Annotated in this window: 22 protein-coding genes; 16 read left to right on the top strand and 6 right to left on the bottom strand. The window is 62.9% G+C overall.

What is annotated here, in order from left to right:
* Positions 1 to 54: 54 nt before the first annotated feature.
* The 3 genes from choV to NKI06_RS00655 all read right to left on the bottom strand — a co-directional run bounded on the left by choV (position 55) and on the right by NKI06_RS00655 (position 3,159).
* Complete coding sequence (gene choV / locus NKI06_RS00665) at positions 55 to 1,236, bottom strand: choline ABC transporter ATP-binding protein (RefSeq protein WP_023749796.1); 1,182 nt, start codon at positions 1,234 to 1,236, stop codon at positions 55 to 57.
* Complete coding sequence (gene choW, locus NKI06_RS00660; RefSeq protein ID WP_023669995.1) at positions 1,233 to 2,087, bottom strand: choline ABC transporter permease subunit; 855 nt, start codon at positions 2,085 to 2,087, stop codon at positions 1,233 to 1,235. Before choW ends, choV begins: the two co-directional genes overlap by 4 nt.
* A 136-nt stretch (positions 2,088 to 2,223) precedes the next feature.
* Positions 2,224 to 3,159 (bottom strand): choline ABC transporter substrate-binding protein, encoded by a 936-nt coding sequence (locus tag NKI06_RS00655; RefSeq protein ID WP_023686157.1) that lies wholly within the window; start codon positions 3,157 to 3,159, stop codon positions 2,224 to 2,226.
* A gap of 237 nt (positions 3,160 to 3,396) precedes the next feature.
* Between NKI06_RS00655 and NKI06_RS00650 the strand changes: the two genes are divergently transcribed.
* The 10 genes from NKI06_RS00650 to NKI06_RS00605 all read left to right on the top strand — a co-directional run bounded on the left by NKI06_RS00650 (position 3,397) and on the right by NKI06_RS00605 (position 15,763).
* Positions 3,397 to 4,008: a thymidine kinase gene (locus NKI06_RS00650; protein ID WP_023683669.1), complete on the top strand. Its 612-nt coding sequence runs from the start codon at positions 3,397 to 3,399 to the stop codon at positions 4,006 to 4,008.
* 14 nt (positions 4,009 to 4,022) lie between these two features.
* Complete coding sequence (locus NKI06_RS00645) at positions 4,023 to 5,201, top strand: glycosyltransferase (RefSeq protein WP_023691608.1); 1,179 nt, start codon at positions 4,023 to 4,025, stop codon at positions 5,199 to 5,201.
* Positions 5,202 to 5,285: 84 nt separating this feature from the next.
* A complete protein-coding gene (locus NKI06_RS00640; protein WP_023669991.1) occupies positions 5,286 to 5,669 on the top strand; it encodes a c-type cytochrome in 384 nt (127 codons plus the stop codon).
* A 321-nt stretch (positions 5,670 to 5,990) separates the two neighbouring features.
* Positions 5,991 to 7,079, top strand: coding sequence for a hypothetical protein (locus tag NKI06_RS00635; RefSeq protein ID WP_023669990.1), 1,089 nt, complete (start codon positions 5,991 to 5,993; stop codon positions 7,077 to 7,079).
* 27 nt (positions 7,080 to 7,106) lie between these two features.
* Positions 7,107 to 8,252 carry a hypothetical protein gene (locus NKI06_RS00630; protein WP_023669989.1) on the top strand — a complete coding sequence of 382 codons (1,146 nt, stop codon included), beginning with the start codon at positions 7,107 to 7,109 and terminating at the stop codon, positions 8,250 to 8,252.
* A gap of 48 nt (positions 8,253 to 8,300) precedes the next feature.
* Positions 8,301 to 9,080, top strand: coding sequence for a Fic family protein (locus NKI06_RS00625; RefSeq protein WP_352983490.1), 780 nt, complete (start codon positions 8,301 to 8,303; stop codon positions 9,078 to 9,080).
* Between the two features lie 2 nt (positions 9,081 to 9,082).
* Complete coding sequence (locus NKI06_RS00620; protein ID WP_352983488.1) at positions 9,083 to 10,993, top strand: ATP-binding protein; 1,911 nt, start codon at positions 9,083 to 9,085, stop codon at positions 10,991 to 10,993.
* A gap of 332 nt (positions 10,994 to 11,325) precedes the next feature.
* Complete coding sequence (locus tag NKI06_RS00615) at positions 11,326 to 12,630, top strand: DUF6638 family protein (protein WP_023683664.1); 1,305 nt, start codon at positions 11,326 to 11,328, stop codon at positions 12,628 to 12,630.
* Between the two features lie 16 nt (positions 12,631 to 12,646).
* Positions 12,647 to 13,771 (top strand): DUF2333 family protein, encoded by a 1,125-nt coding sequence (locus NKI06_RS00610; protein WP_023686165.1) that lies wholly within the window; start codon positions 12,647 to 12,649, stop codon positions 13,769 to 13,771.
* A 312-nt stretch (positions 13,772 to 14,083) separates the two neighbouring features.
* Positions 14,084 to 15,763, top strand: a complete 1,680-nt coding sequence (locus NKI06_RS00605; protein ID WP_352983486.1) for a formate--tetrahydrofolate ligase — start codon at positions 14,084 to 14,086, stop codon at positions 15,761 to 15,763.
* A 74-nt stretch (positions 15,764 to 15,837) separates the two neighbouring features.
* Here the strand turns inward: NKI06_RS00605 and NKI06_RS00600 are convergent, their stop codons facing one another.
* On the bottom strand, positions 15,838 to 16,476 hold the full coding sequence (locus NKI06_RS00600) for an isochorismatase family protein (RefSeq protein ID WP_023748141.1): 639 nt from the start codon (positions 16,474 to 16,476) through the stop codon (positions 15,838 to 15,840).
* 126 nt (positions 16,477 to 16,602) lie between these two features.
* Here NKI06_RS00600 and NKI06_RS00595 point away from each other — a divergent pair, with 126 nt between their 5' ends.
* Complete coding sequence (locus NKI06_RS00595) at positions 16,603 to 17,598, top strand: helix-turn-helix domain-containing protein (protein ID WP_352443356.1); 996 nt, start codon at positions 16,603 to 16,605, stop codon at positions 17,596 to 17,598.
* 15 nt (positions 17,599 to 17,613) lie between these two features.
* Here the strand turns inward: NKI06_RS00595 and NKI06_RS00590 are convergent, their stop codons facing one another.
* Positions 17,614 to 18,171, bottom strand: a complete 558-nt coding sequence (locus NKI06_RS00590) for a sugar O-acetyltransferase (protein ID WP_352983484.1) — start codon at positions 18,169 to 18,171, stop codon at positions 17,614 to 17,616.
* Between the two features lie 154 nt (positions 18,172 to 18,325).
* Between NKI06_RS00590 and NKI06_RS00585 the strand changes: the two genes are divergently transcribed.
* The 4 genes from NKI06_RS00585 (at position 18,326) to NKI06_RS00570 (ending at position 22,616) form a co-directional block, all read left to right on the top strand.
* On the top strand, positions 18,326 to 18,787 hold the full coding sequence (locus tag NKI06_RS00585) for a membrane protein (RefSeq protein ID WP_023669981.1): 462 nt from the start codon (positions 18,326 to 18,328) through the stop codon (positions 18,785 to 18,787).
* Complete coding sequence (locus NKI06_RS00580; RefSeq protein WP_352983481.1) at positions 18,784 to 20,175, top strand: FAD-containing oxidoreductase; 1,392 nt, start codon at positions 18,784 to 18,786, stop codon at positions 20,173 to 20,175. Before NKI06_RS00585 ends, NKI06_RS00580 begins: the two co-directional genes overlap by 4 nt.
* A 115-nt stretch (positions 20,176 to 20,290) precedes the next feature.
* On the top strand, positions 20,291 to 21,469 hold the full coding sequence (locus NKI06_RS00575; RefSeq protein ID WP_352983479.1) for an MFS transporter: 1,179 nt from the start codon (positions 20,291 to 20,293) through the stop codon (positions 21,467 to 21,469).
* A gap of 91 nt (positions 21,470 to 21,560) precedes the next feature.
* Complete coding sequence (locus NKI06_RS00570) at positions 21,561 to 22,616, top strand: succinylglutamate desuccinylase/aspartoacylase family protein (protein ID WP_023695830.1); 1,056 nt, start codon at positions 21,561 to 21,563, stop codon at positions 22,614 to 22,616.
* Between the two features lies 1 nt (position 22,617).
* Here the strand turns inward: NKI06_RS00570 and NKI06_RS00565 are convergent, their stop codons facing one another.
* Entirely contained in the window at positions 22,618 to 23,388 is a 771-nt protein-coding gene (locus tag NKI06_RS00565; protein ID WP_352510453.1) for an isocitrate lyase/PEP mutase family protein, read from the bottom strand.
* Positions 23,389 to 23,709: 321 nt separating this feature from the next.
* On the opposite strand from NKI06_RS00565, the gene NKI06_RS00560 reads away from it, so the two are divergent.
* The gene (locus NKI06_RS00560) at positions 23,710 to 25,899 is read left to right on the top strand and encodes an anthranilate synthase (RefSeq protein ID WP_352838774.1); all 2,190 of its coding nucleotides are present in this window, start codon (positions 23,710 to 23,712) and stop codon (positions 25,897 to 25,899) included.

Here is a 25,899-nt window from a genome sequence, read left to right as displayed (position 1 = left end):
TGCTCCAACAAAGGGTTAGATCATGATGAGATTTCAACCAAATCTCATCATGATCTAGCGCCGCAACACCGCGCTCAGCACGTCGCGTATGCCGATCGCCCCGACAAAGCGCGACTGGTCGTCGAACAGCGCCACGGGTGCCGTCTGCGAGCGGTGCATGGCCAGCATCACCGTCTTCAGCGAGGTCCCGGGATTGGCCCAGAACACTTGCGCCGTCTCCTCCGGCTGCGCCTCGACATCGGCGCATGAAACCCATACCGCCGGTTTGCCGTCGCGTTCCGCCGCCGCCACCAGCCCGTGCTCGTCGATCTTGAAGCGCGTCGTCTTGCGCCGGTCGAGCCACACCCAGCCATTATCGCCGTGCTCGAGGTCGCGGCTGTCGCGCATGACGTTCCAGGCGGTCAGCACCGACAACGGATTCACATTGGCGATGAAGTCGCGGACATAGTCGTTGGCGGGCTTGAGCACGATGTCTTCCGGCGCCCCGGTCTGCACGATGCGACCGCCTTCCATGATGGTGATATGGGTGCCGATCTTCAGCGCCTCTTCCAGATCATGGCTGACGAAGATGATGGTCTTCTTCAGCTCCGCCTGCAGCTGCAGCAATTCGTCCTGCAGCTTGGTGCGGATCAGCGGATCGAGCGCCGAGAACGGCTCGTCCATCAGCAGGATCGGCGCCTCGGTGGCGAAGGCACGGGCCAGGCCGACGCGCTGCTGCATGCCGCCGGACAGTTCATGCGCGTATTTCTTCGACCACTGGTCGAGATTGACCAGTTTCAGCTGGCGTTGCACGCGCTCCTTGCGCTCTTGCTCCGGCACGCCGGCAAGTTCGAGGCCAAGGCCGACATTCTCCTCCACCGTACGCCAAGGCAGCAGGCCAAACTGCTGGAACACCATCGCCACCTGCTTCTGGCGCAGCCGCCGCAGCGTCGCCTGATCGCAGGTCACGACATCGACGATATTGTCCCCGTCCCTGACCAGCACCTGGCCGCGCGACACCACATTCAGCCGGTTGACTGCCCGCAGCAGGGTCGACTTGCCCGAGCCGGACAGGCCCATCAGCACCGAGATTTCGCCCTCATGGACGGTCAGGCTGGCGCCGGCGCAACCCAGCACATTGCCGGTCTTTTCGAGGATTTCGGCGCGCGTGGCGCCGCCATCGATCAGCGCCAGCGAACCGGCCTGGTCGGACCCGAAGACGATATCGACATTTTTGAAATCGACGGCGACGGTCATTTCTTGCCTCCAACGCCGATACGCGTCATTCGGTCGAGCACGATGGCGAGTACGACAATCGCGAGGCCCGCCTCGAGCCCCAGATCGATGCGGCGCGAGCCGAGCGCGCGGTTGATTTCAGTGCCGAGGCCGCCGGCGCCGATCAGTGCTGCAAACACCACCATCGACAGCGACAGCATGATCGATTGCGTCAGCCCGGCCATGATGGTCGGCAAGGCCGAGGGCAGCTCGACCTTCCAAAGCAATTGCTGTTTGGTGGCGCCGAACGCCTCGCCTGCCTCGATGATCGACTTCGGCACCGAGACGACGCCGAGATGGGTGAGCCGGACCGCAGTCGGGATGACGAAGATGATGGTGACGATGAGGCCGGGCGCGTTGCCGAGACCGAACAGGGTCAGGACCGGGATCAGGTAGACGAAGGTCGGCAGCGTCTGCATCAGATCGAGCACCGGCAGCATGATGCGGTAGACCTTCGGCTTGTGCGCGGCCCAGATGCCGAGCGGCACGCCGATGGCCATCGCCATGGCGGCGGCCGCCACGACCAGCACCAGCGTCTGCACCGTCTGCTTCCAGAGGTTCTGGTTGATGATGAAGATCAGGCCGAGAAAGACGCCTATGGCCAGCGGGCGCGAGCGCTGCAGCAGCCAGGCGATGATGGCGATGATCAGCGCCAGCAGCACCGGCGGCACCATCAAAAGGATGCCAACCAGCCCGTCGAGCAGGAAATTGAGGCCATTCGAGAAGGCCCTGAACACGGTGTCGAAATTGTCGGTGAGGAAACCGAAGAACGCCTTTCCCCAGGCGCCGATCGGTATCTTGTGATCGACCATGAATTTCGAAATCGGATCCATATCGCCCCTCTCATGCGAGAGACCGCCTGCTTCCGGCCTCCGCTCTCATTAGGTCATCTTCTCACAGGATATGAAAAAGGGCAGCCTTTTCTAGATTGGCTGCCCTTCCTGGTTCGGCTTGGCCGAATTAGTCGGCTCAGCTTCCGAGCGCGGTCTTGACCGCCGCTGCCGCATCGCCGCCATCGAAGGTGGTGACGCCGGCAATCCACGGCGCAACCGCGTCAGGGTGCTTCTTCAGCCAGTCGGCTGCGACCGTGTTGGCGTCGCCGCCCTTCAGGATCGCGTCCATCATCTCGCCTTCCATGTCCAGGTTGAACTTCAGGTTGGCGATGAACTTGCCGGCATTCGGGCATTCGGTGGTGTAGCCCTTGCGCACATTGGTGTAGACGGTGGCGGCGCCGAAGCCGCTGTCGCCCATGCCGTCGAGATAGGTGAGCTTCATGGCGCCCATCACCGGATGCGGCGTCCAGCCGAGGAACGCGATCCACTCATTGTTCTTGATCGACTGCTCGGCCTGCGTCAGCATGCCGGCTTCCGAGGACTCGACCAGCTCGAAGCCTTCGAGATTGTCCTTCGGGTTCTTGATCATGTCGAGGATGATGCGGTTGCCGTCATTGCCCGCCTCGATGCCGTAAATCTTGCCGTTGAACTTGTCCTTGAACTTGCCGATGTCGGTCAGCGACTTGACGCCGGCCTCCGCGACATAGGTCGGTACGACGATGCCGTAGCCGGCGCCGGTCAGGTTGGTGCCGATCGTCTCGACCGAACCATCGGCGGTGTAGTCCTTGATGTCGTTGGTCATCGACGGCATCCAGTTGCCGAGGAAGACGTCGAGATCCTTGTTTTTCAGCGACGCCATGGTCACCGGTACCGATAGCTGGATCGTCTGCGGCTCGTAGCCGAGCGCGGTGAGCAGCACCGAAGCGACGCCGGTGGTTGCCTGGATGTCGGTCCAGCCGACATCGGAAAGGCGCACCGCCTTGCAGCTCTCCGGATCGCCGGCAAGTGCAGCGCTCGTGGACAGAAAAGTCGCCAGGCCGAGGCCGGCGACGAAGGTGTTCATACGCGACATTGGCAGTCTCCCATTGTGATTCTTTGGCGAAGCGTAGTTACGGTTTCTCTGCCCGCCTTGTTTCGTCAGCCAAACACCATTCTGGTGTGGTTTCAAGCGCTAAGACAATCACGATCAACGGCGCGGACTGGCCAAACAGCGACACGCCCGCCGCTTTTTCGATTGCAGACGGCTTTTCCCATCAAATGCAGCGGTGCCCTCTCCCCGCGCCGCGCCAACTCGGCTTAAAAGGACGGCATGGCCAAGCTCTACTTCCACTATGCGACGATGAATGCCGGCAAAACGACAATGCTGCTGCAGGCGTCCTACAATTATCGCGAACGCGGTATGACGACGATGCTGTTCGTCGCCGGCCACTACAGAAAGGGCGACACCGGGCTGATCTCGTCGCGCATCGGCCTGGAGACGGAGGCCGAGATGTTCCGCGACGGCGACGATCTCTACGCTCGCGTCGCCGAGCATCACGAACATACGACGGTGCATTGCATCTTTGTCGACGAGGCGCAATTTCTCGAGGAAGAGCAGGTCTGGCAGCTCGCCCGTATCGCCGACCGGCTGAACATCCCGGTGATGTGCTACGGCCTGCGCACCGATTTCCAGGGCAATCTGTTTTCCGGTTCGCGAGCGCTTCTGGCCATCGCAGACGATCTGCGCGAAGTGCGCACCATCTGCCGCTGCGGCCGCAAGGCGACGATGGTCGTGCGTCTCGGCGCTGACGGCAAGGTGGCCAGACAAGGCGAACAGGTGGCGATCGGCAAGGACGTCTATATCTCGCTCTGCCGCCGCCACTGGGAAGAGGAAATGGGCCGCGCCGCGCCCGACGATTTCATTGGCTTCACCAGAGGCTGAACGGCCGGGACAACATGAAAATTCTGCAGTTCACAGTTGATTGCCCGTTTCCGCCGGTCTCCGGCGGCGAGATCCGGAACGCCGCCAATGCACGCGCCCTGGCATCGATGGGCGAGGTCCTGACGGTAAGCCTGACTGGCGCCCCGGCACCCTCCACACCGCCGAACATCCGTCACCGGATCATCGAGGCAGCGCGCGGCAGGGCGCCCTGGGGCAGGCGCAGCCCGCACCCGACCGTGCATATGATGCCGGACGACGAGCTGGCCGAAGCCGACGCCATCTGGAGGGAATTCGCGCCCGATCTCGTGGTGATCGAGGAGATCGTGCTTTCGCAGCTGCTGACGCTGGCGCCGAAGCATCGCGCGCGCACTGTCCTTGACCAGCACAACATCGATTCCCGGACGGTGTCCGACCGGATCGCCGGCCTGACGCTGTGGCAGCAAATTCGTGACTGGCGCCAAAACAGGCGAAGGAAGGCAGAGGCGCGCGAAGCCGACAGGTGTGCGGCTGCCCTGGCCGACCAGGTCTGGGTTTGTTCGCGGGCCGACGAAGCGCTTCTGTCCGCTCTCGGCCCCGTCAACGACGTCAGGTTCGTCGCCAACCCCATTCCAGACGAGAGCGTGCTTTCCCTGCCGATTGCTGCCGAGCGCTTCAGTGAGCTCAGCCTGTGCTTCATCGGGCATCTCGGCTATTTCCCCAACATCGACGCCGTCAAGCAGATCGGCCGCGCGATGGCGCCGCGCCTCGCCGCTTCCGGCCGGCCCTGGTCGATCACCGTCGCCGGCAGAAACCCGCGCGATGTCGTGCGCGGTCTATGCACCAGGCATGGTCTGCGGTTGATCGAGAACCCACCGCATCTGCCGGAATTGCTTGGGCGTGCCGGCTATGCGCCGATCCCGCTGCGCTTCGGCGGCGGAACCCGCATCAAGGTGCTGGAGGCGATGGCGGCGGGCCTTGTCGTCGCCGCCACCGAAAAGGCCGTCGAAGGGCTTGGCCTGCAGGCGGGCAGGCATTTCCTGTCCAGCGACGATGCCGGCAAGTTGGCATTGAAAATCATCGATCTCGCGACACGCCCGCAAGCGGCCGCCGAGATGGCGGAGATCGGCCGCGCTTTCGTGCGCGACAATCATTCGTCGGCGGCGATTGAAAAGCAGGTCAAGCAGGCGGTCGCGGCGATCCCGCGCACGGATTGAGCCCGGCTGCTATCCACCGGCATACGGCGTTTGTTAAGGCCTGCAGCCTATTTTGCCCTCAGCCAGAGCCAGCCGGGAACCGCCATGCTTCGAGCCATTTCATCAGGCCTTGTCATTTACTTGGCCGGTATCCTCGCCGCGCTGGCCGACGGCGATGCAGCACTTGGCAAGAAAGTGTTCTACCGCTGCATGGCCTGCCACGAGGCGGCAAGCGACCGCGACAAGGTCGGCCCGCATCTCCTCGGTATCGTCGGCCGCACCGCCGGCACTGCCCAGAACTTCAACTATTCGCAGGCCATGAAGGACGCCGGCGCGGCCGGCCTCGTTTGGGACGAAGCCAACCTCAAAGCCTATCTCGGCGCTCCCAAGCTGAAAGTACCCGGCAACAGGATGGGCTTCTCCGGCCTGAGCAGCGACGAGGACATCGCCAACGTCATCGCCTATCTGAAGGCCGATCCGAAGCCTTGAACGGCGCGATGCGTAGCGTGATGGCGACGGCTTCCGCCAGCTGTCTCGCGCTTGCAACTCATTGAGCCGTCTGTTGAATTCAGCACACCCACACTGTCCGAGATCGACTTCTTCGCAGCCGTCAAAGTTCAATGACAATTGAACAATACTTGGCCGGCTGGTTAATCACGCCATGACCCCGCCTTCATTGCCTTTCAAGACGACCAGGCATTTTTTTGTTTTCGGGGCGGGTCTTGTCTTGCGTCTTTCAATCCCCTGATACCCCACATATATTCGCCGCTGTTCGCAGCCAGCGACCGGAAGCCGAAGCGGGAGGCCCCTATGGCGACATTGCAGAATTTCGATGCCGAAATTGCCAAGACCAGGCAGGTCGTGCAGGACATGCGCTCCAAGATCGAGCAGTCGGGCACGGTGCTTGATACGCTGGCCACCGCCGACAAGAAGATCGGCGACGCCAATTTCGACATCGAGAATGCCCGCATCGAGGACGTGCTGAAGCAGCAGAAGGTGATGGAAGGCAACATTGCCGACCTGATCATCGGGCTGGAAGACGCCACCAACGTCTTCGGCACCGAATTCGAGAGCATGAAGAACTACACCGGCTGGGAAAGCTTCGTCGGCGTCTTCTCGGCGCAACGCAAGCAGCGCATGCGCACCGACCGCGTCCGCAACATGTCGCTGGCCGGCAATCTGCAGGAGCTTCTGGTCAAGTCCGACACCATCGTCGGCATCCTGAAAGCGCAGAAAGAGGTCCTCGACCAGCGCTACAAGACCTCGGAAAACAGCCTGTCGCAGGTGATCGAGCGCCGCAAGGTCACCATGACCAACCTCGAGGCGGTGCAGAAGCGCATCGAGGAGGTCAATCCGCTGCTGCTCGACATCGAAAACAAGATCGCCGCTTCTACCAGTCAGAAGGAGCGCACGCAGCTTGAGGGCGAGCGCTCGAAACTGGCGACCGAATACAATGAAAAGCAAGCCAAGGAGCAGGAGCTTCTGGCCGAGAGCCAGACGCTGGAACGCTACACCTCGATGTTCCAGACCTTCGTCGATTCGCTCAACAATCAGATCGCAGCGCAGTCGACGCTGATCAACAAGCTGACCATCGATACCGAGCAGCGCATCGTGCTCTACAAGGCACTGGAAGATTCCTTGAAGACCGCCGCCCAGCAGGATGTCGCCCACAAGATCAACACGCTGGGCAGCCAGGTTGACAACACCGCCGAAGAGACCATGGCCGGCATTGGCGCCGCCTCGCAAAAGCACATCGGCGATCTCCTCGAAATGCACGAGAAGAACATGGTCGCCAGCTCCGACATCCAGCGCCGCAAGAAGCTCGCCGACGACGCCTTCGCCCGCCGTTTCGACGACGTGATGAAGAAGCACAATTCGGCCAACTACGTGCAGTCGTAAGGAGCGGCTGCACGCGGGCACACCGGCATGACTCCCGAAAACGAAGCGGCGGCGCGCTATTTTTCCGCCATCACGGCGGCACTCAGCGGCCTCGAAGTGTTCATGCGCGACGACCGCTCGCCGCTTTACCGGCACGGCATCGTCGCCAAGATTGTCGCCGAATACATTGCCCGGCTGGACAAATCGTTTTCCTGCTGGCGCAACCGGCTCGGCTTCATGGACACGTTCCGCATTTCGCGCGCCGACAGCGGCTATCCCGTCTTCCAGAACCTGCTCGAACTGGAAAACGACCGCCGCCAGGCCGAGGCGCGGCTGGCCAACATTCCGCTGGCCGGCGAATTGCGCGAGGAAATGGCCGACTTCATCCTGCGCCACAAGGAATTCCCCGAAGCGCTGCAGAAGTCGATGGCCGAGCGGCTCTATCTCGAGGACGTCAAGAGCGAACAGACTTTTGGCCCGTTCTCGCTGGCGCAGACGGCCAAGGTCTCGGTCAATCCAAAGACCGGGCGCCCCTATTACCTCGTGCACTGGGCGAGCTTCGACGGCAGCGCCAACCTGCCGCTGGTCTACATGGTGACGGTGGAGGATTCCTCCGAAAGCATGATCCGGCAGCTCGTTGACAGCAGCGGCAAGCTCAATGAACGGGTCGACATCCCGCTGCCGGTGGACGGCCTGCTCAACCCCGAACTCGCCCATCGCTTCGACGATTTCACCGAGAAGAATTCCGCCTACACGCTTTCCCCCGCAACGATTGCGGTCAATCTCGACAAGGATTTCGAGCCGCTGCACCCTAAGCAGCTGCGCCGCGTCGTGCTCGGCCCCTTTTATTCCGCAGGCATTACGGACAACAATTCGACGGTGACCGAGGTGCTGGCCAAGGTGCGCAAACCGGAAAATGCCTGGCTGCTCACCTGGACCATCCAGGAGGTCTACTCCAAGGGCGAGAAACCCGGCCGCAAGGGCCTGTTTTCGAGCGAGAAGACCACGCAGGAATTCTTTATCAACACCGACGATCTCGAAGCCGCGCGCCAGGGTGTGTCGAGCTACGAGAACCACGCCCTGATCCCGCACGAAGCCTATCAAGCACTCTACGCCGCCGGCGAAGCTCAAAAGATCTTTTCCGGCTACAAGGTTCACATCCTGTCAAATGGGCAGGTGATTTCAGATGTGTAAGAGTCTCGCTTGTGACGCCAATCGCCAAGCTGAGCCGAGGCCTGGCCGATGATGCCAGCGGTCCTCGCAAAGAAGAAACAGCTTGATGCTCTGAGAAAGACTGTCCGGGCCGGCGCGCTGGACGGTCTGGAGCACAGCCAGCGCATCGACATCACCTACACGTCCAATGCGATCGAAGGCAACACGCTGACTGCCGGGGAAACAGCCCTGGTGCTCGAGAAGGGCATCACGATCAGCGGCAAGCCCCTTAAGGACCATCTGGAGGCAGTCGATCATGCGCGAGCACTGAACTGGGTGCTGGAAATCGCCTCGCAACGCGACATGCCGATAATCGAGGCCCATATCCGTAACCTCCACCACCTGGTTGTCGCGAATTCCAGGCCCGAGATTGCAGGCAGCTATGCCGACAGCGCCCGCTATGTGAATACCGATGCCGGTGTTCACAATTTTCCGACGCCGACGGAAGTCCCGGCCCTCATGGAAGCTTTTTCCCATTGGCTGGGCGCGGCACGCAACACGCCGAAGACCGCCTTCGAAGCGCATAGACGGTTCGTCGGCATTCATCCTTTCAACGACGGGAATGGTCTTACGGCACGTCTGTTGATGAACCTCATTCTGGCGCGCGCCGGCTATCCGCCGGTAGCGATTCGTCCCGAGGACCGTCCGGCCTACATTGCCGCCCTTGAGATCGATCAACGCGGCGGCGGCCATGCCGCCTTCGACAAGTTGCTTTTGGACAGGCTGGACCAGACGTTGGATATGTATCTCGACGCCGCTCGCCAGGCGCGCGATTCGTCGGCCAGCAAAAGTATTCCTATGAGGAGCTGACCATGGACACCGGCCTGACCACCATTCCGGAAGCGGCTATCGAAAAGCACCGCGCAACCGCGCAAAGCTTCATCACTCGCGTCGTCGTGCTGGAGGATCCTTCACGCGAATCCGGCACCGCGCTTGCCGGCACCAACCGCCGCTTCGTCTCCACCGTCTCGGTCGGCTCGGTGCGCCGCACACGCGAGGTCGAGCTGACCAAGACCGTGGCCGCAATCCATCCCGACGACCAGCTGATGAGCATCCCGCAGCACACGCTGTTGTTCCGCGCCCGCCGCGGCCTGGCGATTGCGCTCGCCATCTCCGACGTCTTCGCCGAGGGCTCCGACCTCGAAAGCCTCCAGGCCAAGAACACCCGCGCGCCTCTTGAGGGCGATGAGGCGGCGACCTTCAAGAAGCTTCTGTCAGCCTCGGCTTACGTTTCAGCCTTCAGCCTCGCCTCTTACCTGTTCCAGCTGATCGACAGCGACGGCGAGGCTCCCAACGATATCCCCGAACCGGACTTCCTGTTCGACACGCCGCAGGACGCGGTGAAGTCGATCGTCGCCGGGTTGGACAAGGCGATTGCGGACTCCAAGGACGATGGCGACCTGACGACGCGCGCGCGAGCTTTTGCACGGGTCGCCATTGATGGGCTGCTGGCCCGCAAAGGCCGCTTCGACGGCATCGGTCCGTTCGAGAACGCCCATATCCGCATCGACGCCGACGATTTCACCCTCGACGGCTTCGACGTCGCGCCCGGCAAGCGTTCGAAACCGCTGGTGATGACCTTCAAGAAGCCCGAAGAGGTCGTCGGCAACCACATCGCCAAATACCAGTCGGTCAAGCTCGCCAAGATGCTGATGGCCTATGATTTCGAGCGCGAGCTGAACCCGTTCGTCGAGCTCGGCGGCTTCCTCTTCACCTTCATCGGCGATGGCGCGCCGGGCACCGGCAAGACGACGCTGATCCAGATGATCGCCGGCCTCGTCAACAATTATTGCCAGGTTGCCGGCTATCCCTTCGCCTATGAGAATTTCGGCGTCGACCAGATCTCGTCCTACCAGGGCAAATCCGGCCAGAATTGCCGCCAGTTCATCAACAATGTCTTGAACCCACGCGTCATCGGTTTCGGCACCGTCGACGACATCGACCAGGTGGCGGCCCGCCGCTCCGACGACCGCGCCTCGGCCGGCCAACAGGAAATCACCGGCGTCTTGATGGACGCCTTTGCCGGCGCCGGCACGGTGGTGCGCGGCAATTGCTCGTTCGGCATGTTTTCCAACTATCCCGAAAATGTCGACGATGCGCTGCGCCAGCGCGCCGGGGCCCGCTGGCTGGTCGACGGCCCACAGAGCCGCGACGACTATATCGACATCTTCGTCCTGCTTGCCGGCAAGAACCACAAGATCCCACTCGGCGACCACAAGCTCTACGCCGCGCAGGAGATCCAGCGTGCGGTGACCGAAGCCTATGAGGAGCACGAGAAGCCTCAGGAAGACGGGCTGATGAAGGTCTATGAGCGCTACATGAAGGAGAATGGCGCGCCGAAATCGATGGCCGACATCGGCACTTATCTGCACCTGATCAAGGATGCCGAGCCGCGCTTCACCGGCCGAGCCATCAAGAACGTCACCGACGCCATCAAGATGCGCGCCATGGACATCGAGCTGCCCGACGACTGGTTCGAGAAGCCGGAAGTCTTCATGCACAAGGGCTACGACGAAAAGAAGGCCATGATCGAGGAACTGCGGGGGCCGTTCTCGATGGACATGGTCATGCAGGAGATCAACCGCTACGCCGACTCGGAGTTCCGCTATTCCGACAAATCCGACGACGCCGCGGTGGAGAAGCTGCTGCGCGACGCACGCCTGCGCGAACGGGCGGGGCGCGAGATGGAGGAGATGAAGAAGAAGGGGCTCTGGAATGCGTGAACTTCCTTCGCTGCCCGCGGGTGCTGAAAGGCTTGGCGCTAACGCTGACGCCCCCCTCTCCCCGTCCTTCACGCGGCGAGGGCAAGGGTGAGGGGCGGCGCATGCGTGGACCAGAGATCGCTACGACCATACTGGCAGCTATCGAACAGCGCTCGATCGGCACATCCGGACCAATGATCTCCGATTTATTGACGCCAAAGGCCATGGGGAGACATGTCCTTGAATGCTAGCGCTGCCCCTCACCCTCACCCTTACTCCGTGAAGAACGGGGAGAGGGAGGCGTCAGCGTTGGCGCTTCGCCACAACAGGCAACGCCGCTCGGAACGTTCTGCATGAGCCACGCCAAAAAACCCGACCTTCTCCGCGACAATGAGCTGATCTACGGCCGCTTGCTCACCGTCGACGAGTCGCACCTCATCCAGCGCTACAACAAGGCGCTTGTTGCCTTCGGCCTCAAGCCCACCAAGCTGAAGAGCTTCCAGATCGACCGCACCGGCTTCTCGCCCGAAGTGGCCGAGGAATGCGGCGATTACGATTATCTCGACCCCAATGAGGTCAACCGCCGCTTCATCATCCTGACGCCTTCGCAGATCGATCTGCCGGTGGTGCACACCGCCTTTTCCAACACCTCGCAGCTGATGTTCGAGTTCATGTCCAAGAACCAGCGCGCCATCGATGCGCTGACCATCAAGGATGTCATCTACGGGGAGATCGAGGATTCCGTTCCCCTGGTCAACGACATCGAGGATCTGCTGTCGATCAGCCAGGTCGAGTTCCGGGTGCTTTCGGCCGAGGACGTGCTGGGCAAGGCCGCCGAACTCGGCAAGCTGGTCGACCGGCTGAAGCAGGAGCCCGATGCCTGGCGCGACAACACCATGCTGAGCCGTATGGTGGAGCTGGCGAAGGTCTGCGGCGATATCCGTGAGAATGCGCTGGTGCCCGACCAGGTGATCTTCCGCCACAACGCCTACTGGACCAGCCATTTCGGCGGCGTCTACGTCTTCGTCGATCCTGATATGACTACCGTCATCGGCGACCCGGCCGCCCCCGGCTTTCGCCGTTCGCGGCCCTGGCAGGTCAGCTATCTCTCGATCAACGATGCCGACAAGGTGTTCAAGTTCCTGGCCAGCACCGGCCGCATCGAACTGCCCCGCGCGTCATGGGTCGAAAGCTCGGGCTATCTCGAGCATCGCGCCGAGATGGTGGTGCGCTCTCTCATCCGCGACACAGAGCCGAACCGCAATTTGACCGAGGTCGACAAGGTCTGGCTGCAGACCTGGATCCATGGCCATGCCGATCTGATCACCAAGGACGGCAATTTCCCCTTTCTCAACGCCGCCAAGCGTGAGATCGCCCAGCTCGGCCATCTCAAGATCGAGGATGTGTTTCCGCAACAGCGCTTCCTGGTCGTGCGTGGCAAGCCCGACCATCCCGACGCCTGGCTGACCAACCAGTTGATCTCGGATTTCGTGCCGCAGGACTTTGTCTCGCGTTACGTCTTCAACAAGCCGGGCTTCTACAAGGACTATGACGGCTACAGCGACGCCTGGCGGTCGCATGTTGTGGACGTTCTGAAAACCACATATTTGAAAGACAAAGTGGCGTTTCGCACGCGCCTTTACGGCCTGACTGACTGAGGGGTGAACGAGAGCCATGCTTGATCCGATCGTGAATTTCTTCACCCGCATCTTCCAATGGATCGGCCGCGGCATCGGCCTCGTCATCGGCGCGATCCTGTGGCCGTTCCTCTGGGCTGGGCGCTGGTATACGCAGCGCGGCTGGATCCTGAAGGCTGTGGTCGGCCTCGCGCTTCTGGTGTTGATCGGCCTCTACGCCAATTTCTTCTACGCCACCCAGTGGTGGAACAAGTTCGATCCCAACTACGTCGACAAATACACCTTCGAGAACCGCAACATTTCCGCCGGCGAACAGGTCGCCGCCGGCGCCGGCACCGACACCGCCAAGACCTGCGGCAATTCGGGCATCGCCCAGGTGGCGGCCGACCTGACGGACTTCAACGTCAACCAGAATGCCTGGATCTCGTCGATGATCCTCTACAAACTCGGCCTGTTCGGCATCGACTGGGACAACACGCCGTTCATGGACAACAAGGCCTCGTTCCAGCGCGGCATCAACCAGGCGGTGCGGCGTACCGCCACCGAGCTTGCCGACAATCTCGGCCGTGTTCGCACCACATCGCAGATCGACGGCGACCTGCAGGATGCGCGCGGCAATCTGCAGTTCGACGAGGAGACCTGGTATTTCGGCCTCAACCCGTTCGGCCCCAAGACGCCGACGCCGAGCTATTATCGCGATGCCGTCACCAAGCTGCGCTCCTTCAACGCCCGCCTCGGCAGCTGCCAGGCGACGTTCGATGCCCGCGCCGACAATCTGAAGCAGTATATCGACCGCATCTCCTCCGACATCGGTTCCACCTCCGCGATCCTCAAGGAGCGCGCCGAAAACCATAACAATGGCTGGTTCGACTTCCGCGCCGACGACCGCTTCTGGTTCGCCTATGGCCAGCTCTATGCCTATTACGGCCTGATGAAGGGCGCCCAGGCCGACTTCGAGGACGTCATCAAGGAAAAGCATCTCGGCAATCTGTGGGACACGATGGATGCGCAATTCGTCTCGGCCCTGCGCATCCAGCCCTTCATCATCGCCAATGGCCGCGAGGATGGCTGGATCATGCCGACGCACCTGACGACGATGGGTTTCTACGTGCTTCGCGTGCGCTCCAACATGGTCGAGATCAGCAACGTCCTGACTCAGTAGCGTCCACAGCTTTCCCGGCGAGCGATGGCGAATTTGCGCCGTCGCCTCTGTCGCATTCCGTGCATTGGGCGGCTGTTTTGAGACGGCGGAACGTCGCGTCCTCTGGCTTCTATACGGCGCGGCAACGGAGCCAGGAAGAACCGGCGACAGGTCGGCCGGCCGCGGAGACACTTTCTTCATAGGAAACATAGTTGCATGCAAGTTGACGCCGCGGGAGCGACAGGGTTAGAACATGCCCGCGCCCTGGTTCAACATGCCTGCGAGTGAGATCAAACCCGTCCCCTCCACCGTCCAATCCGAAGGAAAGCCGTCATGGCCGAAGTGAAGTCCGACATCGAGATCGCGCGCGGCGCCAAGAAAAAGCAGATCCAGGAGATCGGCGCCAAGATCGGCATCCCGACCGAGCACCTTTTGCCCTACGGCCACGACAAGGCGAAGATTTCGGCCGAATTCATCAAATCGGTGAAGGGCAACAAGGACGGCAAGCTGATCCTCGTCACCGCCATCAACCCGACGCCGGCCGGCGAAGGCAAGACGACCACCACCGTCGGCCTTGGTGACGGTCTGAACCGCATCGGCAAGAAGGCGATCGTCTGCATCCGCGAGGCTTCGCTCGGCCCGAATTTCGGCGTCAAGGGCGGTGCTGCCGGCGGCGGCTACGCGCAGGTCGTGCCGATGGAGGACATGAACCTCCACTTCACCGGCGACTTCCACGCCATCACCACGGCGCACAACCTTCTGTCAGCGCTGATCGACAACCACATCTACTGGGGCAATGAGCTCGGCATCGACACCCGCCGCGTCGCCTGGCGCCGCGTCATGGACATGAACGACCGGGCGCTGCGCGAAATCATCTGCTCGCTCGGCGGCGTCGCCAACGGCTATCCGCGCGAGGCCGGCTTCGACATCACCGTCGCCTCGGAAGTCATGGCTATCCTGTGCCTTTCCACCGACCTCAAGGATCTGGAAAAGCGCCTTGGCGACATCATCGTCGCCTACCGCCGCGACAAGACGCCGGTCTATGCCCGCGACCTCAAGGCCGACGGCGCCATGGCGGTGCTGCTGAAGGACGCCATGCAGCCAAACCTGGTGCAGACGCTGGAAAACAACCCGGCCTTCGTGCATGGCGGCCCGTTCGCCAACATCGCCCATGGCTGCAACTCGGTCGTCGCCACCACGACGGCGCTGAAGCTCGCCGACTACGTCGTCACCGACGCCGGCTTCGGCGCCGACCTCGGTGCTGAAAAATTCTTCGACATCAAGTGCCGCAAGGCGGGTTTGAAGCCGGCGGCTGCCGTCATCGTCGCCACGGTGCGCGCCATGAAGATGAATGGCGGCGTCAAGAAGGAAGACCTCGGCAAGGAAAACATCGAGGCAGTCAAGAAGGGCTGCCTCAATCTGGGCCGCCACATCGAGAATGTGAAACAGTTCGGCGTGCCTGCGATCGTGGCGATCAATCATTTCACCACCGATACCGAGGTGGAAATCCAGGCGATGAAGGATTTCGTCGCCTCGCTCGGCGCCGAGGCGATCCTGTGCAAGCATTGGGCCAATGGCTCTGCCGGCATTGAGGAGTTGGCGCGCAAGGTCGTCGAGATCGCCGAATCCGGCGCCTCGCAGTTCGCGCCGCTCTATCCCGACGCAATGCCGCTGTTCGAGAAGATCAACACCATCGTCCAGCGCATCTATCGCGGCGACGAGGCGATCGCCGACAAGTCGGTGCGCGACCAGCTGCATGCCTGGGAGCAGGCCGGCTACGGGCACCTGCCGGTCTGCATGGCCAAGACCCAATATTCCTTCTCGACCGACCCGAACCTGCGCGGCGCGCCGACCGGGCACACCGTGCCGGTACGCGAGGTCAGGCTTTCGGCGGGCGCCGGCTTCGTCGTCGTCATCTGCGGTGAGGTCATGACCATGCCCGGCCTGCCCAAGGCGCCGTCCTCGGAAAAAATCTTCCTCAACGAGATCGGCCAGATCGAAGGCCTGTTTTGAAAATTTCGAGATCGTTGCGAGATCCAAGAAGGGCGGCCACTGGCCGCCCTTTTGCTTTTCGGGGACAGATTTGCCTATGCAGCGTTGCGCGCCAGCGCGCGCTGGTTGGACGCATAGGGCGTGTCGCGTTCGGGCAAAGCACCGGTCTTCAGGCAATCGATCCATTCGGCGGTCTTGAGCACGGCCGCAAAGCGCGACTGCAGGATGATGGACACCACGCGGTGGATCTCCTCGGCCGAGGCGTAGCCGGCGCTGTTGGCGTAAGGCAGCGAACCGGTGGCGTCGGACAGGAACTCGACCGCAAAGCCGACATGCGCGGCGTGGATGATGCTCGACAGGTCGCAATTATGCGTCATGTAGCCGATCACCGTTATCGTATCGATGGTATTGGCGCGCAGCCACGCCTCGAGGTCGGTGCCGGCAAAGGCGCTAGGCAGTGACTTCTCGACATAGTGGTCGCGGCTTCGCCGGGCGATCTCGGGATGCAGTTCGCCGCCATGGCTGCCCTTGGCGAAGACTGGCGAGGTCTCGGGCGCCATCTGCTTGACGACCACCACCTTCACGCCGGCCGCAGCGGCGGCATCCATGGCGCGCGCGACATTGACGACGCTGTCGCGGAACGGCGGATACTGGATGGCGAGGTTGCCGCCATCATAATCGTTCTGGACATCGATGACGATGAGCGCGCGGCGCGGCGTGATATTGGCGGACATGGTGTTCTCCTTCGGGCTGAATGGGACAGGTCGAAAATAGGCGGATCGCCCGACTGCCAAAAGTGGCCCGATTGACATCATTCGAAAGAATTAGGACAATTCGCTTTTCGCTTGCTGGAAACACGCATGGCCGACCCGATCATTGCCGTTCTCGCCTTTGACGGCATCAGCCCGTTCCACCTCTCCGTGCCGTGCGTGGTGTTCGGCACCGACCGCACCAAGCTTGGCTTGCCGCGTTTCGACTTTCGCGTCTGCGCGCTCGACGATGGAGCGATCCACACCGATGCCGGGCTGACCATCGCGGTGCCGTATGGCCTTTCCGCATTCGACGATGCCGACATCGTCATCATTCCGAGCTGGAAGGATCTCGAGGCCCCAATTCCGCCGCCGCTCCTGGCAGCGCTCACCCACGCGCACCGGCGCGGTGCGGTGATCGTCGGCCTCTGTCTCGGCACCTTCGCCATTGCCGCCGCCGGGCTGCTTGCGGGCCGGCGTGCGACGACACATTGGGCCTCCACCGACCGGCTGCAAACATTATACCCGGACATCGAAGTCGACGCCGACGTGCTCTATGTCGACGACGGCGACATCGTCACCTCGGCCGGCGTCGCCGCCGGGCTCGATTGCTGCCTGCACATTGTGCGCGCCCGCTATGGCGCAGAGGTAGCGCTGCGGCTGGCCAGGCACATCGTGCTGTCGCCGCACCGGCAGGGTGGGCAAGCGCAGTTCATCGAGCGCCCGCTGGCGAAAACCCCGGCCACCGACCGCTTCACCCTGGCGCTCGACACGGTGCGGGCAACGCTCGGACAAACGCACAACCTCGACCGCGTCGCGGAGGCCGCGGGCCTGACCCGGCGCACTTTCACCCGCCGTTTCCAGAAATCGATCGGCACCAGCTTTGGCGAATGGTTGGCCGGCCAACGCATCGAACTGGCGCAACGGCTGCTGGAGGCGACGGAAAAATCGATGGACATGGTGGCCTTCGAAGCCGGCTTCGGCAGCGCCACCTCGCTGCGCCAGCATTTCGCCGCACGGCTCAAGACGTCACCGGCCCAATACCGGCGTGAATTCTCGCGGCGAGCCGGTCCGGACGAGCGCATGGCACGCACGGCTTCATACTGACCGCCCACGACGAGTTCAGCCCCGCTTGACCGCCCGCGCCGGATTGCCGACCACCGTGGTGTTGTCAGGGACGTCGCGCGTCACCACCGCGCCGGCGCCGACTATGGCGCCATCGCCGATGCTGATGCCGCCGAGGATGATGGCGCTGCCGCCGATCCAGGCGTCATCGCCGATGGTGACCGGCCTGGCAATCTCCAGTCCCGACTGACGGCCAGCGGCCTCCTTGTGGTGCTCGGCGCCGTAGATCTGCACATTGGGGCCGAGAAGCGTCCGCCTGCCGATACGCACCGGCGCGGTGTCGAGGATGGTGCAGCCGGCATTGAGGAAGGCGCCGTCGCCGAGATGGATGTTGAAACCGTAGGCGCAGTGGAACGGCGCCTCGATGCGGGAGCCTGCGCCCGCGCTGCCGAGCAGCGCCAATAGCGCCGGGCCGATATTGCCGCGTTGCTGGGGCCGTAGCGTATTATGCTCGAACACCGCATCGCGCGCGATCGCCCGCAGCGCCTCCAGTTCGTCGTCGATGCAGATGTACCATTCGCCTGCAATCATCCTTGTGCGTTCGCTTCCGGCCATCACAGCGACTCCGTCCCTTCGTCATGTTCGACTGGTTACCAAAGTACAATGCTCACTGATGGAAGAAGCACCATCGCCTACTCTCGTCAAACGTAGGACCTATGCTAGCTTGCCCTCGTGGGCCAGTCCCGGGCCTGCTTTCGAGGGGATCGACATGCTCTATTTGCTTGCACTTCTGATCGGCGTCATTGCCGGTCTTCGCGCCATGACCGCGCCGGGCGCGATCGCCTGGGGCGCCTATCTCGGCTGGCTGCCGGTGGCCGGCACCTGGGCAAGTTTCATGGGCCATTGGGCCGCCGTCGGTATCTTCACCATCCTCGCCATCGTCGAACTGGTCACCGACCAGCTGCCCTCGACGCCGAGCCGCAAGGTGCCGCAGCAATTCGGCGCCCGCATCCTGCTTGGCGCCTTCAGCGGCGCGGTGATCGGCGCCACTGCCGGTTCCACCATTGGCGGCCTGATTGCCGGCGCCATCGGTGCTGTCATCGGCACCTATGGCGGCGCCGAAGCGCGCGGCCGGTTGGCCGCCGCCTTCGGCAAGGATTTGCCTGCCGCCCTCATCGAGGACGCGGTGGCGATCATCGGCGGCCTGCTGATCGTGGCGGCGGTGGTATGACTGCCCAAGCCTCAGACGCCAAGACATACGACGCCATCATCATCGGCGCCGGACAGGCCGGCCCTCCTCTCGCCGGCCGGCTGGCGTCAGCCGGCATGAGCGTGGCGCTGATCGAGCGCAAGCTGGTCGGCGGCACCTGCGTCAACACCGGCTGCATGCCGACCAAGACCATGGTCGCCAGCGCCTATGCCGCGCATCTGGCGCGGCGTGCCGCGGACTACGGCGTGACGTTCTCAGGCCCTGTCGGCGTGGACTACAAGAGGATCAAGGCGCGCAAGGACAAGGTCACAAACGACTCCCGCAGCAATCTGGAGACGTGGATCGCCGGCATGAAGGGCTGCACGCTTTATCGCGGCCACGCCCGCTTCGAATCCGCCAACACCGTGCGTGTCGGCGGCGACCTTCTGACCGCCGAAAAGATCTTCCTCAACACCGGCGGCCGCGCCTCGGTGCCCGACCTGCCGGGCGTCAACGACGTCGACTACCTCACCAACTCCTCGATGATGGATCTCGATGTTTTGCCGCGCCATCTTATCGTCGTCGGCGGCAGCTACATCTCTCTTGAATTCGCGCAGATGTTTCGCCGCTTCGGCTCTGAAGTCACCGTCATCGAGAAGAGTTCGCGCCTGACCGGCCGCGAGGACGAGGACGTGTCGGCGGCCATCCTGTCGATCCTCGAAAACGAAGCCATAGAAGTCCATGTCGGCGCCGACGACATCCGCTTTGCCAGACAGGGCAAGGACATCGCCGTGACCTTCTCATCCGGCAAGCCGCCGGCGGTCGGCTCGCATGTGCTTCTGGCACTCGGCCGCACCCCCAACACCGACGATCTCGGCCTCGATAAGGCCGGCGTCGCGGTCGATCTGCGCGGCTTCGTCACCGTCGACGACCAGCTGCGCACCAGCGTGCCCGGCATCTGGGCAATGGGCGACTGCAACGGCAAGGGCGCCTTCACCCACACCTCCTACAACGATTATGAGATCGTCGCCGCCAATCTGCTCGACGACGATCCGCGCAAGGTCAGCGACCGCATCGAGGCCTACGCGCTCTACATCGATCCGCCGCTCGGCCGCTGCGGCATGACCGAGGCGGCGGTGAAGAAATCCGGGCGCAAGGCGCTGGTCGGCCAGCGGCCAATGACCCGCGTCGGCCGCGCCATCGAAAAGGGCGAGACGCAAGGTTTCATGAAAATCCTGGTCGATGCCGACACCAGGCAAATCCTCGGCTGCTCCGTGCTTGGCCCCGGCGGCGACGAGGCGGTGCACTGCGTGCTCGACCTGATGTACGCCAAGGCGCCGGTCGATACGCTGGCGCGCGCCGTGCATATCCACCCCAACGTCTCGGAGCTGTTGCCAACCATCGCCCAGGAGCTGAAGCCGCTCGCCTGATATGACTCCGCGTCAAGCTCAGCGCTTTCTGCATTGGTGCGTTGCAGCAATGTGCATTGCGCGCGGCAAGGCTTCTCGTTCAGTCTGAATTGAACCGATTCAGTCTGGATTTTCCATGCCTTTGCCGATCCTTGCGCTTGCCATTGGGTCCTTCTGCATCGGCACCACCGAATTCGTCATCATGGGCCTGTTGCCGGAGGTTGCGGCCGATCTCGGCGTGTCGATCCCCTCGGCCGGCCTGCTGGTCACCGGCTATGCGCTGGGCGTCGTCTTCGGCGCACCCATCGTTGCCATGGCCACCGCGCATCTGCCGCGCAAGCCAGTGCTGGTCACGCTGACGGCGATGTTCGTCGTCGGCAATCTGCTCTGCGCCATTGCGCCCAATTACTGGCTTCTGATGGCCGCGCGCGTCTTCACCGCGTTTGGTCATGGCGCCTTTTTCGGCATTGGTTCCGTCGTTGCCGCCAGCCTGGTGCCGCGCAACAAGCGCGCCAGCGCCATGGCGATGATGTTCGCGGGATTGACGCTCTCCAACATTCTCGGCGTTCCTGCCGGCACCGCGCTTGGCGAAGCCTTCGGCTGGCGCTCCACCTTCCTTGCCGTCGTCGGCATCGGCCTGATCTCTGTTGCCGCCATCGCCTGGCTGGTGCCATCCAATGTCGCCGAACCGAGCGGCGGCGGCCTGCGCAGCGAACTGCGCGTGCTGGGCAAGCTGCAGGTCTGGCTCGCCATGCTGATCGCCTCGCTGGCCTCGGCCAGCCTGTTTGCCGTCTTCACCTACATCAAGCCCTACCTTACCGATGTCTCCGGCCTGTCGACCTCCGCGGTCACCTGGGTCCTGCTGCTGTTCGGCGCCGGCATGACCATAGGCAACATCATCGGCGGCCGGCTGGCCGACTGGAAATTGATGCCGACGGTCATCGGCACGCTGCTTTTGATGGCAGTTCTGTTTGTCGGCTTCATGCAGTACGGCGCGATCGCCAGCGTCGCCATCGGCATCGTCTTCTTGTGGGGACTGCTGATCTTCGTCGTCGTGCCGCCGCTGCAGATCCGCGTCGTCGAAGCGGCTTCGGAAGGGCCGAACCTCGCCGCCACGCTCAACCAGGGCGCATTCAATGTCGGCAATGCCAGCGGCGCCTGGATCGGCGGCGTGGCTCTGTCGGCCGGCGTTTCCTATGCTCATTTGCCGCTGGTCGGCGCGGTGCTGGCCCTGCTGGCGGTCAGCGTAGCCGTTGTCTCGCAGGCGCTCGAAGGATCGGCGCCGATAAGGCCGGTTCCGGCCGCCGCCGAATAATTCCATTGCGCCCATGGCGGCGCGAACTGGACCAATCGACAGCCCTTCGGCAAAAGTGCATGTGTTCTGCCTCTTATCCTGGAGGCATCCCATGCAGAAATCGATCGAACGCATCGCCGGCGATACCGAAGGCGTTTCCTACGAATTCCCGGTGTTCCGCTTCGCCGGCGCCGACAAGGCAGCACCTTCGGCCTATCTGCAGGCAGCACTCCACGCCGGTGAATTGCCTGGTGTCGTCGCCATCGACGCGCTGATGCCGGCGCTGAACAAGGCCGAAGCGGAAGGCCGCATCAAGGGCAGCATCACGGTCGTGCCCTGGGCCAATCCGATCGGCCGCGCGCAATATCATTTCGGCGAGCACCAGGGCCGCTTTCATCTCGGCACCCGCAACAATTTCAACCGCGGCTTTCCGTTGCTCGCAGCACCGGACGCCAAGCTTTTGCCCGACACCACGCTTGGCACCCCCGACCAGCGATTGAAGACCCGTCTGGTGCAGCTGTCGCTCGGCCACGACATCGTGCTCGACCTGCATTGCGATGACGAGGGCCTTGCCTATCTCTACGTCCACGCCAGCCTGTGGCCGGCGATGGCCGATTGCGCCGCCGCCATGGGTATCGACGCCGTGGTGTTGTGGAGCGAGGACACCGACGGCACCTTCGAGGGCGCCACGATCATGCCCTACCAGAACGTCCCCGCCAACGTGGCGAAGCTCGACCGCCGCGTTGCCACCACGGTAGAATACCGTGGCATGCTGGATGTCGACGGCGCGCTGGCAAGTTCCGATGCCGAAGGCCTTTACCGGCTGCTGGCGGCGCGCGGCGTCATCGCCGATACCGCCCTTCCCGCACCCGGCGCGTTCAAGGGCCTCGTCGCGCCGCTGGAGAACATCGACATGATGCCGGCGCCCCGGGCCGGCGCCATCCTCTACGACGTCAAGCCCGGCGACCGCGTCGCCAAGGGCGCGCGCCTCGCCACCATCGTCCACACACCGGGCGAGGCCGGCGGCCGCACCGAAGTGCTGGCGCCGCAGGACGGCGTCATCCTGACCCGCCGCTCACGCCGCATCATCCGCGCCGGCGAGGATCTCTTGAAGCTGGTCGGCGACAAGAAGAGCGCCGACGCGAGGTCAGGCACGCTGGAGGACTGAGCTAACCCGAAATCGCCAGCCGCGCCTTGGCCTCCAGCCATTCGGCCATCTGCCGGTACGGCACCGGGCCGTGGCTGACACGGGCAACACCAAGCTCGGCCAGGCGCTGGCGCGGCGGCACATGCGCCAGCGCGATGATGTTGACCGGCAATGCCGTCGCCTTGCACAGCGCCTCGATCAGACCCTCGTAGCCGAGTCCCGGCGCAAAGAAGCCGCTCGCTCCTGCCTTTTCATAAGCGTGCGCCCGCTCGATGGCCTGGTCGAGCAGCACGCTGTCATGCGCATCCGTCTTGGCCTTGAGGAAAATGTCGGTACGGGCGTTGATGTAGGCGGGAATGCCGGAAGCCTTCACCGCCGCCGCTGCCGCCTCGATCCGCTTCACCTGTATGGCGATGTCGTGCAGGCCGGCGCCGCCGACGATCTGGTCCTCGAAATTGAAACCGATGGCGCCGGCCTGCAGGGCACGTGTGACCGTCTGGGCGACAGTCTCCGGCTCGACGCCGTAGCCGCCTTCGAGGTCCATGGTCACCGGCAGGTCGACTGCCGCCACGATGCGCTTGATGTTGTCCAGCGCCAGCTCCAGCGGAATTTTCTCGCCATCGGCATAACCAAAAGCAGCCGCGACCGGCCAGCTTCCGGTGGCGATCGCCTTGGCGCCCGCCCTCTCGACGATCTTGGCCGAGCCCGGATCCCAGGCATTGTAGAGAACGATCGGGTTGCCCTTGACATGAAGGGCATGGAACGTGCGTGCGCGCTCGATCTGCTCGGTCATTGCTGTCTTCCCGTCTTTCCGATGTTGGACGAACAGTCTAGGCAGGACCCCAAGCCTTGGCGATGTGCCATGGGTTGCGGAAGCGGCGGCCACAAACAGGCCTTTCAAACCTGTTGCGCATCCGGCTTTTCGCCGCTATGGATTTCGCCCATGAACATGCGCTCGATCAAGACCATTTGGTGGTGGGCTCGCTGACAGCGGCCTGTTCGAACGCGTGCGCGTGAAAATAGAGGGTGGCCGCAACGGAATGTCCGGGCGGCCATTTGTTTTTTCAAAGCCATTCCCGGGTCCGTTGCCCCAACAAGCCATATGGAGACGGCAATGACGATGAAGGCTCTGGAAGACGGCGCGGAAAGCTTCGTGACCGCAGGTGGTGTCACCATCACCCGCGAACGCCACGACAAGCCTTACGCCGGTGCGATCGATGCCTATGTCGATGGCTTGAACTCGCGCCGTGGTGCGGTGTTTTCCTCGAATTACGAATATCCGGGCCGCTACACACGCTGGGATACGGCCATCATCGATCCGCCGCTGGTGATTTCCGCGCGTGGCCGCGCCATGCGCATCGAGGCGCTGAATGGCCGTGGCGAAGTGCTGCTGCCGGTGATCGGCAAGACGCTGGCCGGCGTTGCCGAGGTGACGATTGCTGAAACCTCGAAAAAGCTGATCCGCCTCGATGTCGCCAAGCCCGGCCGCGTCTTCACCGAGGAAGAGCGCAGCCGCGTCCCCTCTGTGTTTACTGTGCTGCGCGCCATCACCGCTCTGTTCAAGACCGACGAAGACGCCAATCTCGGCCTTTACGGCGCCTTCGGTTACGACCTCGCCTTCCAGTTCGATCCAGTCGACTACAAGCTTGAGCGCAAACAGAGCCAGCGCGATCTCGTGCTGTTCCTGCCTGACGAGATCCTGGTCGTCGACCATTATTCGACCAAGGCCTGGACCGACCGCTACGATTATTCCGGCGACGGTTTTTCAACCGAGGGGCTGCCGCGCGACGAAATTGCCGAACCGTTCAAGACCGCCGACCGCATCCCGCCGCGCGGCGACCATGAGCCGGGCGAATATGCCAATCTGGTGCGCAAGGCGATGGACAGTTTCAAGCGCGGCGACCTGTTCGAGGTCGTGCCCGGGCAGATGTTCTACGAACGCTGCGAGACGCAGCCTTCCGAAATCTCGCGCAAGCTGAAGTCGATCAACCCGTCGCCCTATTCCTTCTTCATCAATCTCGGCGAAAACGAGTATCTGATCGGCGCCTCGCCCGAAATGTTCGTGCGCGTCAACGGCCGCCGCGTAGAGACCTGCCCGATCTCCGGCACCATCAAACGCGGCGACGACGCCATTTCCGACAGCGAGCAGATCCTGAAGCTGCTCAATTCCAAGAAGGATGAATCCGAGCTGACCATGTGCTCGGACGTCGACCGCAACGACAAGTCAAGGGTCTGCGATCCGGGCTCGGTGCGCGTCATCGGCCGCCGCCAGATCGAGATGTATTCACGCCTGATCCACACCGTCGATCACATCGAAGGGCGCCTGCGCGAAGGCATGGATGCCTTCGACGCCTTCCTGTCGCATGCCTGGGCAGTCACCGTCACCGGCGCGCCGAAACTGTGGGCCATGCGCTTCATCGAGCAGAACGAAAAGAGCCCGCGAGCCTGGTATGGCGGCGCCATCGGCATGGTCAATTTCAACGGCGACATGAACACCGGCCTGACGCTCCGCACCATCCGCATCAAGGACGGCATTGCCGAGGTGCGCGCAGGCGCCACGTTGCTCTTCGACAGCATCCCCGAGGAAGAAGAAGCCGAAACCGAACTGAAGGCATCCGCCATGCTCTCCGCCATTCGCGACGCCAAATTGGGCAATGCCGCAGGCGCCGAACGCACCACCGCGCGCGTCGGCGACGGCGTCAACATCCTGCTCGTCGACCACGAAGACTCCTTTGTCCACACACTGGCCAACTATTTCCGCCAGACCGGTGCCAATGTCTCGACCGTGCGTTCGCCGGTGCCGGAAGAAGTCTTCGAACGGCTGAAGCCCGATCTCGTCGTGCTGTCGCCCGGACCGGGCACGCCGAAGGATTTCGACTGCGCCGCGACCATCAAGAACGCCCGCGCCCGCGACCTGCCGATCTTCGGTGTCTGCCTTGGCCTGCAGGCGCTGGCCGAGGCCTATGGCGGCGAACTCAGGCAGTTGCACGTGCCGATGCACGGCAAGCCGTCGCGCATCCGCGTCTCCAAGCCCGGAATCATCTTCTCCGGCCTGCCCAAGGAAGTGACCGTCGGCCGCTACCACTCGATCTTTGCCGATCCGGTGCGGCTGCCCGACGATTTCATCGTCACCGCCGAGACCGAGGATGGCATCATCATGGCCTTCGAACACCGCAAGGAGCCGATCGCCGCCGTCCAGTTCCATCCGGAATCGATTATGACGCTCGGCCACAATGCCGGCATGCGCATCATCGAAAACATCGTTGCGCATCTGCCGCGCAAGGCCAAGGAAAAGGCCGCTTAG

Source organism: Mesorhizobium sp. M0772, assembly GCF_040320135.1.
Lineage (GTDB): Bacteria > Pseudomonadota > Alphaproteobacteria > Rhizobiales > Rhizobiaceae > Mesorhizobium.
The sequence above is the reverse complement of the archived record's forward strand: the minus strand, read 5'-3'. Positions and strand labels throughout refer to the sequence as shown.

Excerpts from the sequence above, each read along its gene's own strand:
- NKI06_RS00560 (WP_352838774.1), top strand. The coding sequence starts at position 23,710 with ATGACGATGAAGGCTCTGGAAGACGGCGCGGAAAGCTTCGTGACCGCA.
- NKI06_RS00610 (WP_023686165.1), top strand. The coding sequence starts at position 12,647 with ATGCTTGATCCGATCGTGAATTTCTTCACCCGCATCTTCCAATGGATC.
- NKI06_RS00590 (WP_352983484.1), bottom strand. The coding sequence starts at position 18,171 with ATGGCCGGAAGCGAACGCACAAGGATGATTGCAGGCGAATGGTACATC.
- NKI06_RS00645 (WP_023691608.1), top strand. The coding sequence starts at position 4,023 with ATGAAAATTCTGCAGTTCACAGTTGATTGCCCGTTTCCGCCGGTCTCC.
- NKI06_RS00585 (WP_023669981.1), top strand. The coding sequence starts at position 18,326 with ATGCTCTATTTGCTTGCACTTCTGATCGGCGTCATTGCCGGTCTTCGC.
- NKI06_RS00570 (WP_023695830.1), top strand. The coding sequence starts at position 21,561 with ATGCAGAAATCGATCGAACGCATCGCCGGCGATACCGAAGGCGTTTCC.
- NKI06_RS00615 (WP_023683664.1), top strand. The coding sequence starts at position 11,326 with ATGAGCCACGCCAAAAAACCCGACCTTCTCCGCGACAATGAGCTGATC.
- NKI06_RS00650 (WP_023683669.1), top strand. The coding sequence starts at position 3,397 with ATGGCCAAGCTCTACTTCCACTATGCGACGATGAATGCCGGCAAAACG.
- NKI06_RS00605 (WP_352983486.1), top strand. The coding sequence starts at position 14,084 with ATGGCCGAAGTGAAGTCCGACATCGAGATCGCGCGCGGCGCCAAGAAA.
- choV (WP_023749796.1), bottom strand. The coding sequence starts at position 1,236 with ATGACCGTCGCCGTCGATTTCAAAAATGTCGATATCGTCTTCGGGTCC.
- NKI06_RS00600 (WP_023748141.1), bottom strand. The coding sequence starts at position 16,476 with ATGTCCGCCAATATCACGCCGCGCCGCGCGCTCATCGTCATCGATGTC.
- NKI06_RS00565 (WP_352510453.1), bottom strand. The coding sequence starts at position 23,388 with ATGACCGAGCAGATCGAGCGCGCACGCACGTTCCATGCCCTTCATGTC.
- NKI06_RS00595 (WP_352443356.1), top strand. The coding sequence starts at position 16,603 with ATGGCCGACCCGATCATTGCCGTTCTCGCCTTTGACGGCATCAGCCCG.
- NKI06_RS00630 (WP_023669989.1), top strand. The coding sequence starts at position 7,107 with ATGACTCCCGAAAACGAAGCGGCGGCGCGCTATTTTTCCGCCATCACG.
- choW (WP_023669995.1), bottom strand. The coding sequence starts at position 2,087 with ATGGATCCGATTTCGAAATTCATGGTCGATCACAAGATACCGATCGGC.
- NKI06_RS00625 (WP_352983490.1), top strand. The coding sequence starts at position 8,301 with ATGATGCCAGCGGTCCTCGCAAAGAAGAAACAGCTTGATGCTCTGAGA.
- NKI06_RS00575 (WP_352983479.1), top strand. The coding sequence starts at position 20,291 with ATGCCTTTGCCGATCCTTGCGCTTGCCATTGGGTCCTTCTGCATCGGC.
- NKI06_RS00580 (WP_352983481.1), top strand. The coding sequence starts at position 18,784 with ATGACTGCCCAAGCCTCAGACGCCAAGACATACGACGCCATCATCATC.
- NKI06_RS00635 (WP_023669990.1), top strand. The coding sequence starts at position 5,991 with ATGGCGACATTGCAGAATTTCGATGCCGAAATTGCCAAGACCAGGCAG.
- NKI06_RS00640 (WP_023669991.1), top strand. The coding sequence starts at position 5,286 with ATGCTTCGAGCCATTTCATCAGGCCTTGTCATTTACTTGGCCGGTATC.
- NKI06_RS00655 (WP_023686157.1), bottom strand. The coding sequence starts at position 3,159 with ATGTCGCGTATGAACACCTTCGTCGCCGGCCTCGGCCTGGCGACTTTT.
- NKI06_RS00620 (WP_352983488.1), top strand. The coding sequence starts at position 9,083 with ATGGACACCGGCCTGACCACCATTCCGGAAGCGGCTATCGAAAAGCAC.